An 18,108-nucleotide genomic window follows, 5' to 3' on the forward strand; every position below is an offset into this window, starting at 1 on the left:
GCGGGAAGCGGTTTAAATCTTGCAGGCACCGCCTTCGCAACCGTCATCCTGCGCATCCGCCAGGATATCTTCCTGTGCGTCTTCTGCACCGTCACGGGTATTTTGATAATACAGCGTTTTCAACCCGAACTTATAGGCGGTGAGCAAGTCAGTCAGCAACTGTTTCATTGGCACTTTTCCTGACGGGAAGCGCGCCGGATCGTAGTTGGTGTTGGCAGAAATAGCCTGATCGACAAACTTCTGCATCAGCCCAACGAGTTGCAGGTAGCCGTCATTGTTCGGCATTTCCCACAGCAATTCGTAGGCATCCTTCAGGGTTTCGTAATCCGGCACCACCTGGCGCAGAATACCGTCTTTTGACGCTTTGATACTGATGTGACCGCGCGGTGGTTCAATACCGTTGGTGGCGTTGGAAATTTGTGACGAGGTTTCCGACGGCATCAACGCAGAAAGTGTTGAGTTACGCAGACCGTGTGTTTTGATACTGTCGCGCAGTGCTTCCCAATCGTAATGCAACGGTTCGCTGCAAATACCGTCCAGATCGCGCTTGTAGGTGTCAATTGGCAGCACGCCACGGGCGTAGGTGGTTTGGTCAAACCACGGGCAGGCACCCTGTTCACGTGCCAGTTCGTTAGAGGCTTGCAGCAGGTAGTACTGAATGGCTTCAAAGGTCTTGTGCGTCAGATTGTTGGCGCTGCCATCGGAGTAGCGTACGCCGTTTTTCGCCAGATAGTAGGCAAAGTTGATAACGCCGATGCCGAGCGTGCGGAGGCCCATGGCACCGCGTTTGGCGGCCAGAATAGGGTAATCCTGATAGTCCAACAGGGCGTCCAGCGCACGTACTGCCAAGCGCGCCAAATCTTCCAAATCATCCAGGCTATTCAATGCGCCAAGGTTGAACGCGGAGAGGGTGCAGAGCGCGATCTCGCCTTTTTCATCGTTGACGTCTTCCAGAGGATGGGTTGGCAGCGCAATTTCCAGACACAGGTTGGACTGACGCACCGGTGCGATGGTCGGTTCAAACGGGCTGTGGGTGTTGCAGTGATCGACGTGTTGAATATAGATACGGCCTGTAGAGGCGCGCTCTTGCATCATCAGCGAGAACAGATCGACCGCTTTCATAGATTTCTTGCGGATGCTGTCGTCTTTTTCATACTGCTGATATAAACGTTCGAACTCGTCCTGATCTGCGAAAAACGCTTCATACAGGCCGGGCACGTCAGAAGGGCTGAACAGGGTGATTTCTTGTCCTTTAACCAGACGCTGATACATCAGCTTGTTCAACTGCACGCCGTAATCGAGGTGACGCACGCGGTTGCCTTCCACGCCACGGCTGTTCTTCAGCACCAGCAGGCTTTCCACTTCCAGATGCCACAGCGGGTAAAACAGCGTTGCCGCTCCGCCGCGCACACCGCCCTGTGAACAGGATTTCACTGCGGTCTGGAAATGTTTATAGAACGGAATACAGCCGGTATGGAACGCTTCACCACCGCGAATCGGGCTACCCAGCGCACGGATACGACCGGCGTTAATGCCGATACCGGCACGCTGTGAAACGTATTTCACGATAGCGCTGGAGGTGGCGTTAATGGAATCCAGGCTGTCGCCGCACTCGATCAACACGCAGGAACTGAACTGACGGGTCGGGGTACGCACGCCGGACATGATCGGCGTTGGCAGCGAAATCTTGAAGGTAGAAATCGCGTCATAGAAGCGTTTGACGTAATCCAGACGCGTTTCGCGCGGGTAACCGGAGAACATGCAGGCAGCCACCAGTACATACAGGAACTGGGCGCTTTCGTAGATGTCACCGGTGACGCGGTTTTGCACCAGATATTTCCCTTCCAACTGTTTGACCGCAGCGTAAGAGAAGGTCATGTCGCGCCAGTGATCGATGAAAGCGTCCATCTGAGCGAACTCTTCTTGCGTGTAGTCCTGCAATAAGTGGGTATCGTATTTGCCCAGTTCCACCATTTTGGTGACATGGTCGAACAACGCCGGTGGTTCAAACTGGCCGTACGCTTTTTTACGCAAGTGGAAAATGGCCAAACGTGCGGCCAGATATTGGTAGTCCGGGCTGTCGCGTGAAATCAGATCGGCGGCAGCTTTAATAATGGTTTCATGAATATCGGCGGTCTTGATGCCGTCATAAAACTGAATATGGGAGCGCAGCTCGACTTGAGACACTGACACATTGTGCAGGCCTTCTGCTGCCCAGGTAATCACCCGGTGAATCTTGTCCAGATTGATGCGTTCTTTGCTGCCATCGCGTTTGGTTACTAGCAGGCACTGGTTCATGTGGTGTAGTACCTATCCGTTTTTCCCAATGCTATAGCGTTTTCCCCGATCGAAAACGCACACGACAGTCTAGTGCTGCGGTGTGTGGGGTAACACTACATATAGGGGTTTTGGTTTTGAATGATAACAAGATAGTGAGAATTTTCGGCTATTGCAAGTGAACAAAACACACTGAAATTGTGGATAACATGGGGAGGAATTGTTACACACTGGCTAAACGCCTGTAGCGTTGCGGCCTTAACTTTTGTCAATGGATGGGGATAAAAAATTGATCGATTGCCGCTTTTTTCTGCGTACAGAAAATTCTTAATTTGATCAGCGTCTAAGGTTATGACGGTAGAGGGAATGGCAGATTGGCGACGATATCACCAATCTGCGTTTGAAACGCGTTTCCTCTGCACGAGATTCCCGCCTTCGCGGGAATGACAGAGAGGGGCGGGAATGACAGCGGTGGTCGGGAACGACGGTGAGAGTCTCTGTTTATCAGCAACGTGAGCCAAAAAATGCGGACTTATTCAGCATCGCGCTGCGTATGCAGCATATAGTTCACGTCCACATTAGGACCGAGAGTAAAACGATCGCGCAGCGGATTATAGTGCAGACCGGTGATGTGCTGTTCCGCCAGCGAGGTGCCGTCAACCCAATTCAGCAACTCCGCCGGGCGAATAAATTTCTTCGCGTCATGGGTGCCTTTCGGCACCATTTTCAGCACGTATTCAGCACCGAAAATCATTAATAGCAAGGCTTTGGCATTACGGTTGATAGTCGAGAAGAACACATGTCCGCCTGGTTTGACCAAGGAGGCACAGGCGCGCACCACCGATTGCGGGTCTGGCACATGTTCCAGCATCTCCATACAGGTCACCACGTCATAGCGCCTGGCGTGCGCCGCTGCATGAGACTCCACGGTTTCCTGCACATACTGCACGCTGACGCCGCTCTCCAGGGCGTGCAACCGGGCAACCTGCAACGGTTCGGCCCCCATATCCAATCCGGTAACCTCTGCGCCTTCGCGCGCCATGCTCTCTGCCAGAATGCCGCCGCCACAACCGACATCCAGCACCTGCTTGCCAAACAGCCCATCGGCGCGGCGTGCGATGTAGTCAAGTCGCAGCGGGTTGATGCGGTGCAGCGGTTTGAATTCACCTTCCAGATCCCACCAGCGTGAGGCGACAGCTTCAAACTTGGCGATTTCATCATGATCGACATTCTGCGTCTGTGTTTCTGCGTTCATGCGGTATACAACCTTTTGTTATTCTCATCTGCGGTGAGTATATCGGGTGTAGGCAGGATGTAGTAGCGATTCTCCTTTTTGCCTTGGCGACGCAAAAGGCGATGGATGAAAGAAAAGCGTCATTACTCGTGCGCGTATTTTCCCTGTCAGGTGGGTTTTGTGCTATCATTTTCCACCTTTTGAACTCGGGTTGATGCATTATATAGAGGGATAGCGGCTCCATGAGCGACCTTGCCAGAGAAATAACACCGGTCAATATCGAAGATGAGTTGAAAAACTCCTATCTGGACTATGCCATGTCCGTTATTGTCGGGCGTGCCTTGCCTGATGTTCGTGACGGCTTGAAACCCGTGCACCGACGCGTGCTGTACGCGATGAGCGTGCTGGGAAATGACTGGAACAAACCCTATAAAAAATCGGCCCGTGTGGTCGGCGACGTTATCGGTAAATACCACCCGCACGGTGATTCCGCCGTGTATGAAACCATCGTGCGCATGGCGCAACCTTTCTCCCTGCGCTACATGCTGGTGTATGGTCAGGGCAACTTCGGGTCGATAGATGGCGACTCGGCGGCGGCCATGCGTTATACCGAAATTCGCATGTCGAAAATCGCCCACGAGCTTCTGTCGGATCTGGAAAAAGAGACGGTCGATTTTGTGCCCAACTACGATGGCACAGAACAGATCCCCGATGTAATGCCGACGCGTATTCCTAACCTGTTGGTGAACGGTTCTTCCGGTATTGCCGTGGGGATGGCGACCAATATCCCGCCCCACAACCTGACGGAAGTGATCGACGGCTGCCTGGCGTATATCGACGATGAAAACATCAGCCTGGAAGGGTTGATGGCGCATATCAAAGGGCCGGATTTCCCGACCGCAGCGATCATCAACGGCCGACGCGGTATTGAAGAGGCCTACCGCACCGGGCGCGGCAAAATTTACATCCGCGCACGCGCCGAAGTGGAAGTGGACGACAAAAATGGTCGTGAGACCATTATCGTGCACGAGATTCCCTATCAGGTGAACAAAGCGCGTCTGATTGAAAAAATCGCCGAACTGGTGAAAGAGAAACGCGTTGAAGGCATCAGCGCATTGCGCGATGAGTCCGATAAAGACGGCATGCGTATCGTGATTGAGATCAAACGCGATGCTGTGGGTGAAGTGGTACTGAATAATCTCTACTCGCTGACTCAGCTTCAGGTCTCGTTCGGCATCAACATGGTGGCACTGCATCAGGGCCAACCGAAGATCATGCCGCTCAAGGACATTCTGGTTGCCTTTGTTCGTCACCGTCGTGAAGTGGTGACGCGCAGAACCATTTTTGAACTGCGCAAAGCGCGCGAGCGTGCCCATATTTTAGAAGGCCTGGCGGTTGCGCTGGCAAATATTGATCCGATCATTGAAGCGATTCGCAATGCACCAACGCCGGCAGAAGCCAAGGCGGCATTGATTGCTCAAGCCTGGGATCTGGGTAACGTTGCGGCGATGCTGGAGCGTGCTGGTAATGATGCTGCGCGTCCTGACTGGCTGGAGCCGGAATTTGGGATTCGTGACGGTAAATACCACCTGACTGAGCAGCAGGCTCAGGCGATTCTGGATCTGCGGTTGCAAAAACTGACTGGTCTGGAACACGAAAAGCTGCTGGATGAATACAAAGAGTTGCTGTTGCAGATCGCTGAACTGCTGCGCATTCTGACCAGCCCTGAGCGTTTGATGGAAGTCATTCGTGAAGAGCTCGAGGCCATCAAGGCACAGTACAGCGATGCGCGTCGCACGGAAATCACGGCCAACAGCGCTGACATCAATATCGAAGACCTGATCAATCAGGAAGATGTGGTGGTTACGCTTTCCCATCAGGGTTATGTCAAATACCAACCGCTGAGCGACTATGAAGCGCAGCGTCGTGGGGGCAAAGGTAAGTCAGCGGCACGTATCAAGGAAGAAGATTTTATCGACCGTCTGCTGGTGGCTAACACCCATGATACGATCCTCTGCTTCTCCAGCCGTGGCCGTCTCTACTGGCTGAAAGTGTACCAACTGCCGGAAGCAAGTCGCGGTGCGCGTGGGCGTCCTATCGTCAACCTGTTGCCGTTGGAACCGGAAGAGCGCATTACTGCCATTCTGCCGGTGCGTGAATACGAAGAAGGCCAAAACGTGTTTATGGCGACCGCCAGCGGAACGGTGAAGAAAATTGCGCTGACCGAGTTTAGCAATCCACGTTCGAAAGGGATTATCGCCGTTAACCTCAATGAGGGCGACGAGCTGATCGGCGTTGATTTGACGGACGGTGAGAACGAAGTGATGCTGTTCTCTGCGGAAGGCAAGGTGGTGCGCTTCTCCGAAGCGGCAGTACGTGCTATGGGACGTACCGCTACCGGTGTCCGTGGTATCAACCTTCAAGGTGACGATCGCGTGGTGTCTCTGATCGTGCCGCGCGGTGAAGGCGATATCCTTACGGTCACGCAAAACGGCTTCGGTAAGCGTACTGCGGTGAGTGAATACCCGACCAAGTCTCGTGCGACCAAAGGCGTTATCTCTATCAAAGTGAGCGAGCGTAACGGTAAGGTTGTTGGTGCGGTGCAGGTCGATGAGCTGGATCAGATCATGATGATCACGGATGCCGGTACGCTGGTGCGCACCCGTGTCTCTGAGGTCAGCATCGTAGGCCGTAACACCCAGGGCGTGACGCTTATCCGCACCGCGGAAGACGAAAACGTGGTCGGGCTGCAGCGTGTTGCTGAGCCGGTCGAAGACGAAGAGCTCGACAGCGTGGCAACCGCGCCGGGTGAAGTCGCCGAAGAAGAAGACGGCATTGATGATGCTGAAACCGACGACGATGTGTCTGACGACGAATAATTGCGCGCTACACCGATGAAACAGAAGCCAGCACAGCACCTCAGATGCTGGCTTTTTTTATGCGCTCTCGGTACTGTATCGACAAGCCTTTCCCCTGCAACTATTTACCTACTTGATGGAATAAATTTGAAATACCTCGCTTCATTTCACACGACGCTGAAAATTTCCCGCTACCTGTTCAGGGTGCTGGCGATGATGTTATGGATGCTGGGGGCGCTGATTTCCATCTTCTATTTCAGCAAGGTACTCAACGATAAAGAGGCTGAGTTACGCCTGGAATATAACCAGAGCTACGATCAGTCGCAGGAATATATTCGTCGCACCACGGACATCGTGCGGGAATTACGCTATGTGGCCGTCAGCCATGTCAACATGGCGCCCGCGCACACTACTCCGTCTTCCGCCAATACCCTGCGTACACCGCTGCTTTCGCTCTATCCCTTAACCACAGGTGCAGACTGTCAGGCTATCTATCAGACCCAAAAAGGGCAGTTGGATGCCGTCAGCGCATTTTTTACCGATTGGGAGGATAACTTCTCCACGGTATACGATCTGAACCGGGTGTTTTTTGTCGATGGCGCCTGGCAGTGCATGATGGATTTTGGTATCCGTAATCAGGCGCTGGATCGCGATAATTTATTGCAGAACCTGCAAGAACGGTTTGCCGATAAAAAGCATGCGACGCAGGGCGAATGGCGCGATGAAACTGTGTATTGGATAACCCCGGCTTCCGATCCCGATATCGGCTATCTGTACGCCATTACACCGATTTATAAAGGGGATCGTCTGGAAACCCTGATGGGCATCGAGCAAACCATCCGTCTGGATGATTTTGTTGCTGCAGGCAAATTTACGGTCGGTGCCAAGTTGCTCGATCAGTTCAATCAGCCGTTGCTGCAATTTACCGATAAAGAGCGCAACGGCTCTATGACGTCCAGCTACCCGAACGATCGCACCTATTTTGGTTATGTGGACGGTTACGACGAAATTATCCTGAAGAAAGCCTTACCGCCAACCACGTTTAATATCGTCTATTTTATGCCGTTCAGCGTGCTGCTCTCGCAGCTAAACGCGCTGATTATCAACATAGTGTTGTTAAACCTGCTCTCTGCGCTGGTGCTGTTTATTCTCGCCTGGACGTTCGAACGTAAGATGTTTCTGCCCGCGCAGATTAACGCCTTTCAACTGGAAGAGAACGAGCAGTTTAACCGTAAAATCGTGGCCTCTGCGCCGGTAGGCATCTGTATTTTACGCATCAGCGATGGCACTAACCTGCTTAGCAACGAACTGGCGCATAACTACCTGAATTTGTTAACCCATGAAGACCGGCTCAAAATCACGCGAATTATCTGTGAACAGCAATCAAAATATGTCGATGTGGTTACCAGCTGGAACCATCACCTGCAAATCAGTTTCGTTCATTCGCGCTATCGTAATGAAAATGTGGCTATTTGCGTGCTCTCCGATGTCAGCGCACGGGTGAAGATGGAAGAGTCTCTGCAAGAAATGGCCAATGCCGCTGAACAGGCGAGCCAGTCGAAATCGATGTTTTTGGCCACGGTCAGCCATGAACTGCGCACGCCGCTGTACGGGATTATTGGTAATCTGGATTTGCTCCGTACCAAAAGCCTGTCCAAAGATGCTAATCGATTGGCGGCGGCGATGCAGAACTCCTCGGCACTGCTGCTCAAAATCATCAGCGATATTCTCGACTTTTCCAAGATAGAGTCGGAACAGCTTAAAATCGAATCCGCTATTTTTACCCCACAGGAAGTGGTCAGTCATATCACCAGCAACTATCTGCCGCTGGTGGTGCGAAAAAATCTGACACTCTACTGCTTTATCGATCCGTCGGTGCCGGCAACGTTGTCGGGAGATCCGGTACGTTTGCAGCAGGTGCTCTCTAATCTGGTGAGCAATGCGATTAAATTTACCGATACCGGCTGCATCATCTTTCAGGTGTGTTGCACCGACGGCTATCTCGAATTTTGGGTACGGGATACTGGCGTGGGGATTAATCCTCGCGAGGCGCTCAAGCTGTTCGATCCCTTTTTCCAGGCAGGCAGCGGCGTTCAGCGCCATTTTCAAGGGACCGGGTTGGGGTTAGCCATCTGTGAAAAGTTGGTGAACCTGATGGATGGCGATATGTCACTGATATCGGAACCCGGGCTGGGCAGTCAGTTTGGCATTCGTATTCCGCTCTATCAGGCTCATTACGACGTTCCAACGGTCAGCGATGCGCTCAGGCAGAAAACCTGCTGGCTGAGGATGCGTAATGCCAGTCTTGAGCACAACGCGCTCAGTTTGCTGCAACAATATGGTCTCTCTGCGGCCCGTTATTCTGACCAGACTGTTCATGAGGACGACATCGCCATCAGCGATTACCCGCAGGCTACGCCGCCGCTTTCTCGCTGGAGCGTGTTGTTTAGTCACGTGCACATCGGCAGCGCGCAGGAGAGTGAGGCAGGGCGCTGGGTCATCAGCACCGCCGGATTGCCGGATTTGCCGGCGCTGCTGGAACGCCTGTGCCGCAACAAAGACGGAGAAGAAGAAACGCTGGCCGTGCCGAGTACACGTGCCCAAACGCACTATAACCTGGTGGACAATAGCGACATATTGATTCTGGTGGTGGACGATCATCCGATCAACCGTCGTTTGCTCGCCGATCAGCTTGGATCGCTGGGTTATCAGGTCATTACCGCTAATGACGGCGTGTATGCGTTAAGCACGCTGGCAAAGCAAACGGCTGATATTGTGCTGACCGATGTCAACATGCCGAATATGGATGGCTATACGCTGACGCGTACCCTGCGTGCGCAACGCTGGAAAGCGCCCGTGATTGGCGTCACCGCCAATGCGCTCGCGGAAGAACGACAACGTTGTTTGTCGGCGGGGATGGACAACTGTTTATCGAAACCGGTTACGCTGGATGTACTGCAACAGTGTTTGTCGCAGTACAGTCTTCAAGTGCGTGAACAGCGTATTCATTCAATAGGAAAGGTTTAACACCCGTCGTCGTTCCTGCATCAATCTGAATAATCACCACGTCATCCTCCGCATAGGCCGGAGGATCTCCTACAGAAAGAAAGCGTTACGCCTGAAAGAGATTCCCGCTTTCGCGTGAATGACAGAGGGAGTGAGGGAATGACCGTTATCGGGGGGGGGGGGCTTATCAGCCCCCTGGGAATGTTTATGCATTCTCTCCCGGCTCGGCTCCGTTGATGGAAGAGAGGTATTTCAGCAAGGCAATATCGTTATCAACACCCAGCTTGGTCATGGCAGATTTTTTCTGGCTACTGATGGTTTTGATGCTGCGGTTCAGCTTTTTAGCAATTTCCGTCACCAGAAAGCCTTCTGCAAACAGGCGCAGCACTTCGCTCTCTTTCGGTGACAGGCGCTTGTCGCCGTAACCGCTGGCGCTGATTTTTTCCAGCACCTTGGCAACGCTATCCGGGGTGAATTTTTTGCCCTTTTGCAAGGCAGCCAGCGCTTTGGGCAAATCGGTCGGTGCCCCTTGCTTCAATACAATACCTTCGATATCAAGATCCAACACCGCGCTTAAAATGGCGGGGTTGTTGTTCATTGTCAGCACAATAATCGCCAGATGGGGAAAATGGCGTTTGATGTATTTGATAAGCGTAATGCCATCACCGTATTTATCGCCGGGCATGGATAAATCGGTAATTAAAACGTTGGCATCCAGTTTCGGCAGGTGATTGATCAGTGATGTTGAGTCTTCAAACTCGCCCACCACGTTAACCCACTCAATTTGTTCAAGCGATTTTTTAATGCCAAAAAGTACAATCGGATGGTCGTCAGCGATAATTACGTTTAAATTACTCATCGTTTTATTTACTCGTCTTGTTGGCCATTAGGCTGCAATAATATACGGACAAGTTCGTCGATCTCATCAATATCGTGTTTGATTTCTTCACTCGCCTGTTCGGTAATATGCCGCTCAAGTTGTTCACACAATTGTTTGCCTGGGTGCAAATTTAGCATGGCAAACACACCCTTAAGTCGATGCGCCGTTTGTGCCAGCGTTGAAAAGTCGCCTGTTTCTGCATCAGTATACAGTTTGACAATGTCGTCGGGTACCGTTTCAACGAACAGCGAAAAATAGTCGCTGGCTTTTAGTTGCTGGGCGTATTCTTGAATATCCATCGGCGCAGCATCCTGCGTAGCGACCTCAAATTGTTGCTCAATCAAGGTCAACACGGCATCTTGCAACAGCTGACTGATATTAAAATTGGTGCGTAATCGACGCGGCGCCAGTAAGGTCACTTGGGTATCCTCACCGTTCACCAGCAGCGTGTTATCCGCCATTTTTGCTTCATCATCGACAATACGCAGATCGAACTCCTGGGGCATCTGGCGCTCATCGGCGTTGACACATTCGGCCCCCCAACTGGAGAGCAGGTGCTGCACGATCTGACGTACCTCATTGGCGGTGATGTCTAACAGCACCGTCATGTCTTCCAGCAGTTTTTCGTCTTCATCTGCGCTGTTGGTGCTGTCGGGCAACGTGACCGTCAACTGATAGTGAGTGCCGAGATCTTGTTTACAGGAGATACTCAGCTCGCCACCAAGCTTACGTGCTAGTTGATGGCACAGGAACAGTGCAAATCCCGAATTTTGTTGGGAACGATCCGCCGATGGCACCGTTAGCCAGGGGTGGCGCAGATTATCCAGTTCTGCCGCTGACATGCGGGTGCCAGTATCGCTGAGCCGGATAGCGAGTTTGTCTGCCTGCTCGGCATCTGCTTCCAGCGTGAGCGTTATCTTGCCGTAATCCGTATTGGTGATGGCGTAATCGAGCAGCAGCAGCAGCGCTTTTTGCAGCATGGCCATGTCGCCCACATACAAACGTTGTGGCTCTAAGCGGTAGTGATGAAACAGGTGCAGCCCTTTTTGGGAAAGACGCGGCAAGCTTGCAAGCAGCAAGCTATCCATCATCGCAAGGGGAGAAAAGGGCACCACGTCCGGTTGCCATGTGTCGCTGCCGAGCCGGTCATGGAGCGCAATATTATCCAGTAGCGCGATCGTTTGTGCCGCTTCATCTGAGGCTTTACGTAACAATCTGGCGCGAATATCGTCATCCGACGTTTGTGCCAGGGACAGCAAATGTTGCTGTAAAGCCAGCATTGGCGTATGCAACTCCTGACGAAGATTGGTTAACAGCCGTTGGCGCGCCAGCACGTTTTTGTCATATTCGCGCTGCGCCAATTGCATTTTTTTATGCACCAGGATTTCTTTATCCTGCTCGCGAATCAGAAACAGATTGTGCTCTGGCATCTGCGGATGGCTGAACTGCAAAATCTCGTACATCTCGTTGTTGATGGTTGCCTGCACCACGCCCTGATGCTCGCGCGCCATCGCAGCGATTTTCTCCAAACTCAGGTGGGGCAAAAGATGCTCGGCAATGGCGTTTTGTACTACCACGCGGTTGGCAGAAAAATCATAAACCAGAATGCCAATCGGAACGCGTTTAACGATCTCCTTATAAAGCGCCTGCTGTTTACGCAAGCGCGGTGACGGATCGTCGCGCGCATCGCGGTTGGGCTGACGCCACAGGTAGAACCCAGTCAGGGTTAGCGCCAGCAGCGCCAAATTCAGCAGTAGCAACCAGATATTATTACGCACCATATCGGCAGCGAATTGCCGCAGAGGTAACTGATAAACGATATTCACCGGCGCGTTAACCAGCGGTGCTGCCACCTCTAACAGCGAACCGTTTAACTGAACGCGGGTCGTATACTCGTTATTGGTAAATGCTTCACTGCTGGTTCCCACGCTGTCCGCGCGCAGGATGAAATTGTCGCGCGACAGCGTATGTGGGATCAGATCGTTAATGGGCAAATTAAAGGCGATGATGGTCGCCAGATGGCCAGGCTGGTTGAAAGTGGTGCGCAGCGTAAAATAGTAGTCATTATAAAAGCGCAGCTTGCGGATGGGAGAGAAGCTTTCGCGTTCATCAAGCGCGTTTGACTGTTGTAGCATCTCCGTGCGCCGGGCTTCGGCAATCGCGGTGATATAGCTGCCGCGAAACTGTGCGGAAATGTCTTTCAGTATCTGCGTGGAAATCATGCTCAAGCTGTTATCTACACCGTTGAGGTAGTACATGGAGTAGATATCGCTTTCGGCACCCCACAGGATATCGAGATAACGTGAAATCTTGCGCACCGCGCTCAGCGTTGATTTATCGTGCTGACCGAAGATGAGCGCATCGGTTTTTTGGCCGTTTTTTTCCACATAGAACACATCTGGCAGCAGACTGATGGCATTGACGCTATCTTTCCCGCCCACGGTGGTGTCGTTGTTCAGATTGCTATAGATTTGGTAAGTGAAAAAGCGGTAGGTATCGATACGCTTTTGCATCCCAAGTGCGAGGGTGTTGAGCGTAGATTTCTTCTCTGTCAACCAGTTGTTCACGATATTGTAGCTCAGCGTGCCGGTTGTCAGCAGTAGCAACAGGGCGAACAAGGTAAGGTAGCGAAGCAGACTCGCAGGCATTATAACAGTTCCTACTTGGCAGAGCGTAAGATGAGAAAATGAAATGCATTGACCTCAGCCAGCAACAAATAAGCACAACCTGCTCCTTGTGCGGTCTCTTTTGTCTCCGCGTTCTCGATTTGGCATTGCGCTTCTCGCGTTACTTTGCCCATGTTCCACGCACCACCTTCTCTTTGTCCGGCTCCCTTTTTATCATAACTTCCTCACTGAATCGAAACTTCCTTAATCCCGTAGTGTAACTTCAGATATTAATCGGAACAGTTAACCCTTTTTGCTGTGATATTCGCCAATGGTGAAAGGGGATTCTCAGGAGATAATAGGTATAGCGGCAAAAAAAGCCGGTAAAAACCGGCTAAAGGATCGGATATTGGGAAATAAATGATGATAGCAACGCCATTTTACCGCGTTGTGTTCGCCGCTTTTGTCGATTGATGCGATTAATTATTGTACGATAGCATCCATAATGCGCGGCACCCGTTTGTTGTTGTGCTTGTTTACAATGATTTAACCCTAGATAGCACGGAAGCCTGTCTCACATCATCCGTTTTTTGCCGTATAATCCCGTGCTTTACGTTTAAGCTTTGGGGTAAGGGTGAAACAACTTTCTCACTTGTTGCGTCGTATGCAGCAGGTATTGCGTGAACCGCAGCCAGCATTGCCGGGAAGCCGACAACTCGTCGTCTCTTTGTCCATGGATGTCGCGGAGGCAGAAGAGAGTGAGCCGTCATTGTTGCCCTGGTTGGCCACCCAGCCCGTTTATCCCCAGTTTTACTGGCAGCACCGGCAGGAGCCGGAAGAAGCTGCCGTGTGCGGTATCGTACGCGGTTTTCGCCATATCAGTGATGCCGAAGGTTTTTTTCAGCGTTATAGCTGTGCGCCGGATGTGCGTGTCTGGGGTCTCAATGGCTTTGAGCGTACCACTGTGGAAGGGGGAGAGTCGGCTGACTATCTCTTTTTACCGCGCGTTGAAGTCATTCGTCAGGGCAATCAACTGAGCCTTAAGGTGAATCTGTTCAGTGAAACCTCATTGCAGTCGGATGCCGATGAAGCCGCCGCGTTTATCAAATTCCTGTTGCCCGCGCATCCCATTGCGCCGCTGACCAGTCGCATTGTGGCGCAAGAGCATCAACCTTCGCGGGAAGGGTGGGTTAGCATGCTCGAACAGGCACTGGCGAGTATTGCCGCCGAAGAAATGGAAAAAGTGGTTTTGGCGCGCTGTACCACGCTGACGTTGTCTCAGCCGCTGCGCGCGGCAAGTATAATGGCGGCCAGCCGCGCCGCCAATCATTGCTGCTTCCACTTTATGCTAGCCCACAATGCTGAACAGGCCTTTATGGGCTTCAGTCCTGAGCGCCTTTACTTACGCCAGGGGACCACCCTGAACACGGAAGCGCTAGTCGGAACGGTCGCCAGCGATGACAATGACCGCACTGCTGAGACGCCCGCGCAGTGGTTGATGAACGACAGAAAAAACCAGTGCGAAAACCAATTCGTGGTGGACGATATCAGCCAACGATTGCAGCAATTCGCCGCCACGTTAGATGTTATGCCCCCGGAAGTGATAAAGTTGCGTAAAGTGCAACATTTGCGCCGCGCGATCCGTACCACGCTGCATCAGGCTTCTGATACTGCCTGCCTGAATGATTTACAGCCGACTGCGGCGGTGGCTGGGTTGCCCCGTCAGGTAGCCCGTGCGTTTATTCGTCAGGTCGAGCCGTTTACGCGCGGCTGGTATGCTGGTTCTGCCGGTTATCTTTCACTGGCGCAGGCCGAATTTTGCGTTGCCTTACGTTCAGCAGAGATCAATGGCGATAAAATCAACCTTTATGCCGGTGCTGGCATTTTGCCGGGATCTGATCCAGAGGAAGAATGGGTCGAGCTGGATAACAAAGCGGCTGGATTAAAGACGCTATTCGACGGCGAAGTGTCATAGTTTTGTTTTATCTTTGTTGTGCAAAGTGCGGGTTTATATCAAAGTCAGCCTCATGAAAAAAAATATAATAAGCGGCATATCCTGAAATCAGAGCAGTCGAGTCCAGCATGTCAACAAGTGTATTTAATCGTCGCTGGGCCACATTATTGCTTGAGGCGTTGACTCGTCATGGCGTTCGCCATATTTGCATCGCGCCGGGCTCGCGCTCAACACCGTTAACGCTGGCTGCGGCTGCGCATGCCTCGGTAATCTGCCATACCCATTTCGACGAACGTGGGCTGGGCCATCTTGCGCTTGGCTTAGCCAAGGCATCGCGCGAACCGTGGCGATCATTGTGACGTCGGGTACGGCAACGGCCAATCTTTATCCGGCGATCATTGAAGCTGAGTTGACCGGAGAGCGGCTGGTGGTGCTGACTGCCGATCGCCCGCCGGAATTGATTGACTGTGGGGCCAATCAGGCCATTCGCCAGCAGGGTATGTATGCGTCTCATCCTACTCAGGTACTCAATCTTTCGCGCCCGACGCCGGATTTGCCCGCACGCTGCCTGGTGTCGGCGATCGATGGAGCGGTGGGGGAATTAACCCACGGCGCCTTGCATATCAACTGCCCTTTTGCTGAACCGCTGTATGGCACCGATGACGACGATTTGTATCAGGACTGGCTGGCTACATTGGGCGGATGGTGGCAAACGCGCGCGTCCTGGCTGCGGGTAGCACATCCAACGGCGGTCGCAGTGGAGCCCGATTGGCCGCTGTGGCGTAAAAAGCGCTGTGTGGTTCTGGTGGGCCGGGTGACCGCGCAAGAAGGGGCACAACTGACGGCATGGGCGGAAACGTTAGGTTGGCCGTTGATTGGCGATGCCCTATCGCAAACCGGCCAACCGTTGCCTTATGCGGATTTGTGGCTGGCGCATCCGACCGCTGCGCAGCAATTGCAGGCAGCCGAAGTGGTATTGCAATTTGGTGGTAGTCTGACTGGAAAACGCGTGTTGCATTGGCAGGAGCACTGCTGCCCGCAAGAGTTCTGGCTGATTGACCCGATGTCGGGGCTGCTCGATCCTGCCCATCATCGCGGGCGTCGTCTGGTGGCTCCCGTCAGTGACTGGCTTAACGCTCATCCGGCGCAGGAGCAGGCACCGTGGGCGCGCGGATTGTCGGCGTGCGTAGAGGCGGTCCGTGATTATGTGGCCGCGCGGTTGGCGGGACCCTTTGGTGAAGCGCCATTGGCACACCGTGTGGCGGCGCTGCTACCGCCAAATCGTCAACTGTTTGCGGGCAATAGTCTGGTGATTCGCCTGATCGATGCATTGGCGCAGTTACCGAGTGCTTATAACGTGTATGGCAATCGCGGTGCCAGCGGCATTGATGGCCTGATCGCAACGATGGCGGGAGTCCAGCGGGCAAACGGGTTACCGACGCTGGGGATTGTGGGCGATCTCTCCGCGCTATACGACATGAACTAGCTGGCGTTGCTGCGCCAGGCACCGGCTCCACTGGTGCTGATGGTGGTGAACAACAACGGCGGACAGATTTTCTCTTTGTTGCCGACGCCTGCTCGGGCGCGAGAAGCTTTTTATTCCATGCCGCAAGATGTGGAGTTTAGCCACGTTGCTGCCATGTTCGTACTGAACTACGTGCGTGCGGAAAGCTGGCAACAGATGAGCGAAGCCACGGCGGCCTGCTGGGCACAAGGTGGCGTAACCTTGCTGGAGGCCGCCGTCGAAGCCAAGGCGGGGGCTGACACGCTCAATCAACTCGCGACTCAGGTTGCCAGCGGTGAGATTGAAACACAGTTGGAAAGCGACATTGCCCGTTTAGAACCGCTCCCGCTATGAGTGCTGGTCCCGCCATGAGCTTGCACTGCCTGCGTATTGCACCTCCAGATGTTACACCAGAGACACCCTGGCTGGTGCTGTTGCATGGGTTGCTTGGTTGCGGTGATGATTGGCAGGCGCTGTGCCCGCTGTTGCCAGAGTGGCCCATTCTGCAAGTGGATTTACCGGGTCATGGCGCTTCGACGTGCGTGCGTGTCCGTGATTTCAGCGAGATGCGCCAGCAGTTGGCACTGACATTGCGTGCGCAGGGCATCATGCGTTACTGGCTGATTGGCTATTCGTTAGGTGGGTGTATCGCAATGGATTTCGCGGCCTCTTGCGCAGGGGAAGTGGCGGAAGGATTACGTGGCCTGTTAGTGGAAGGCGGCAACCCTGGATTGCAGGAAGATACTGAGCGTCAGGCGCGCATGGAGCACGATGCGCGCTGGGCGTGGCGTTTTCGCCATGAGCCCTTATCCGTGGTGCTGGCTGACTGGTATCGTCAGGTCGTGTTTGCGGATTTGGATGATGAAACGCGCCAGACGTTAGTATCCCTGCGCAGTCGCAACGATGCCGTTGCCGTGGCAGATATGCTGGAAGCCACCTCGTTAGGCCGGCAACCGTGGTTAGTGGATGCGGTGCGTCGTTGCGGTTTTCCCTTTGGTTATCTGTGTGGCGCGCAGGATCAAAAATTTCAGGCTATTGCCCAGACATATCGCTTGCCGCTGTTGTCGGTTGCGCGGGCGGGCCACAATGCGTACCGTGCCAATCCGGCAGGCTATGCACAACAGATACGTAGGTTTATCACTTTGCCCGACGCCGCACAGGCGCAGGGCTGATTATCTCTCTGCCACGGTAGCGCCCTGGCACCCTATGAAGGAAGGAACACCATGCTTTATCCGAGTAAAGAGCTGCTGTATGCCCCGGTTGAATGGCACGATTGCAGCGGTGATTTTGTCGATATTCTCTACCACAAATCGACGGACGGCATTGCCAAAATCACCATTAACCGCCCACAGGTGCGCAATGCGTTCCGTCCGCTGACAGTAAAAGAGATGCTCCAGGAGTTGGAAAATGCCCGCTACGATGACGGTATCGGCGTGATTATTCTTACCGGTGCCGGTGACAAAGCGTTCTGTTCCGGTGGCGATCAGAAAGTGCGCGGCGATTACGGAGGCTATCAGGATGACAGCGGCGTTCATCACCTCAATGTGCTGGATTTCCAGCGTCAGATCCGTACCTGTCCGAAACCGGTTGTGGCGATGGTTGCAGGTTACTCCATCGGTGGTGGTCATGTGCTGCACATGATGTGCGATCTGACCATTGCCGCAGAAAATGCGATTTTCGGGCAAACCGGTCCGCGCGTCGGCTCCTTTGACGGCGGGTGGGGGGCTAATGAGATGGTCACCCCCACCCTGTAGCGGTACGCTGACAGGGTGTTTTTCTTTCAGGAGAG

General features: G+C 53.2%; 8 protein-coding genes and 2 pseudogenes. 6 read left to right on the top strand and 4 right to left on the bottom strand.

The window, feature by feature from the left end:
• Nucleotides 1-12 precede the first annotated feature (12 nt).
• Together nrdA and ubiG are read right to left on the bottom strand one after the other, a co-directional pair.
• Nucleotides 13-2,298: a class 1a ribonucleoside-diphosphate reductase subunit alpha gene (gene nrdA / locus CS369_RS04115; protein WP_196906107.1), complete on the bottom strand. Its 2,286-nt coding sequence runs from the start codon at nt 2,296-2,298 to the stop codon at nt 13-15.
• Between the two features lie 511 nt (nt 2,299-2,809).
• The gene (gene ubiG, locus CS369_RS04120; protein ID WP_196906108.1) at nt 2,810-3,532 is read right to left on the bottom strand and encodes a bifunctional 2-polyprenyl-6-hydroxyphenol methylase/3-demethylubiquinol 3-O-methyltransferase UbiG; all 723 of its coding nucleotides are present in this window, start codon (nt 3,530-3,532) and stop codon (nt 2,810-2,812) included.
• A gap of 221 nt (nt 3,533-3,753) precedes the next feature.
• Here ubiG and gyrA point away from each other — a divergent pair, with 221 nt between their 5' ends.
• Entirely contained in the window at nt 3,754-6,390 is a 2,637-nt protein-coding gene (gene gyrA, locus CS369_RS04125) for a DNA topoisomerase (ATP-hydrolyzing) subunit A (RefSeq protein ID WP_196906109.1), read from the top strand.
• A 126-nt stretch (nt 6,391-6,516) separates the two neighbouring features.
• The gene (gene rcsC, locus CS369_RS04130) at nt 6,517-9,396 is read left to right on the top strand and encodes a two-component system sensor histidine kinase RcsC (RefSeq protein ID WP_244664762.1); all 2,880 of its coding nucleotides are present in this window, start codon (nt 6,517-6,519) and stop codon (nt 9,394-9,396) included.
• A 184-nt stretch (nt 9,397-9,580) separates the two neighbouring features.
• Here the strand turns inward: rcsC and rcsB are convergent, their stop codons facing one another.
• Complete coding sequence (rcsB, locus tag CS369_RS04135; RefSeq protein WP_196906111.1) at nt 9,581-10,234, bottom strand: response regulator transcription factor RcsB; 654 nt, start codon at nt 10,232-10,234, stop codon at nt 9,581-9,583.
• A gap of 8 nt (nt 10,235-10,242) precedes the next feature.
• Nucleotides 10,243-12,903, bottom strand: a complete 2,661-nt coding sequence (gene rcsD, locus CS369_RS04140) for a phosphotransferase RcsD (protein ID WP_196906112.1) — start codon at nt 12,901-12,903, stop codon at nt 10,243-10,245.
• 592 nt (nt 12,904-13,495) lie between these two features.
• Here rcsD and menF point away from each other — a divergent pair.
• The 4 genes and pseudogenes from menF to CS369_RS04160 form a co-directional block, all read left to right on the top strand.
• Complete coding sequence (gene menF / locus CS369_RS04145) at nt 13,496-14,836, top strand: isochorismate synthase MenF (protein ID WP_196906113.1); 1,341 nt, start codon at nt 13,496-13,498, stop codon at nt 14,834-14,836.
• A 107-nt stretch (nt 14,837-14,943) separates the two neighbouring features.
• Nucleotides 14,944-16,673 (top strand): annotated as a pseudogene (gene menD, locus CS369_RS04150) (2-succinyl-5-enolpyruvyl-6-hydroxy-3-cyclohexene-1-carboxylic-acid synthase).
• On the top strand, nt 16,670-17,491 hold the full coding sequence (menH, locus tag CS369_RS04155) for a 2-succinyl-6-hydroxy-2,4-cyclohexadiene-1-carboxylate synthase (protein WP_244664763.1): 822 nt from the start codon (nt 16,670-16,672) through the stop codon (nt 17,489-17,491). The pseudogene menD and the gene menH overlap by 4 nt, the downstream one beginning before the upstream one ends.
• A 51-nt stretch (nt 17,492-17,542) precedes the next feature.
• Nucleotides 17,543-18,055, top strand: a pseudogene (locus CS369_RS04160) (enoyl-CoA hydratase-related protein); the annotation flags it as partial.
• Between the last annotated feature and the right edge of the window lie 53 nt (nt 18,056-18,108).

It is taken from the genome of Candidatus Symbiopectobacterium sp. 'North America' (assembly GCF_015762685.1).
Lineage (GTDB): Bacteria > Pseudomonadota > Gammaproteobacteria > Enterobacterales > Enterobacteriaceae > Symbiopectobacterium.

Excerpts from the sequence above, each read along its gene's own strand:
- nrdA (WP_196906107.1), bottom strand. The coding sequence starts at position 2,298 with ATGAACCAGTGCCTGCTAGTAACCAAACGCGATGGCAGCAAAGAACGC.
- ubiG (WP_196906108.1), bottom strand. The coding sequence starts at position 3,532 with ATGAACGCAGAAACACAGACGCAGAATGTCGATCATGATGAAATCGCC.
- gyrA (WP_196906109.1), top strand. The coding sequence starts at position 3,754 with ATGAGCGACCTTGCCAGAGAAATAACACCGGTCAATATCGAAGATGAG.
- rcsB (WP_196906111.1), bottom strand. The coding sequence starts at position 10,234 with ATGAGTAATTTAAACGTAATTATCGCTGACGACCATCCGATTGTACTT.
- rcsD (WP_196906112.1), bottom strand. The coding sequence starts at position 12,903 with ATGCCTGCGAGTCTGCTTCGCTACCTTACCTTGTTCGCCCTGTTGCTA.
- menH (WP_244664763.1), top strand. The coding sequence starts at position 16,670 with ATGAGTGCTGGTCCCGCCATGAGCTTGCACTGCCTGCGTATTGCACCT.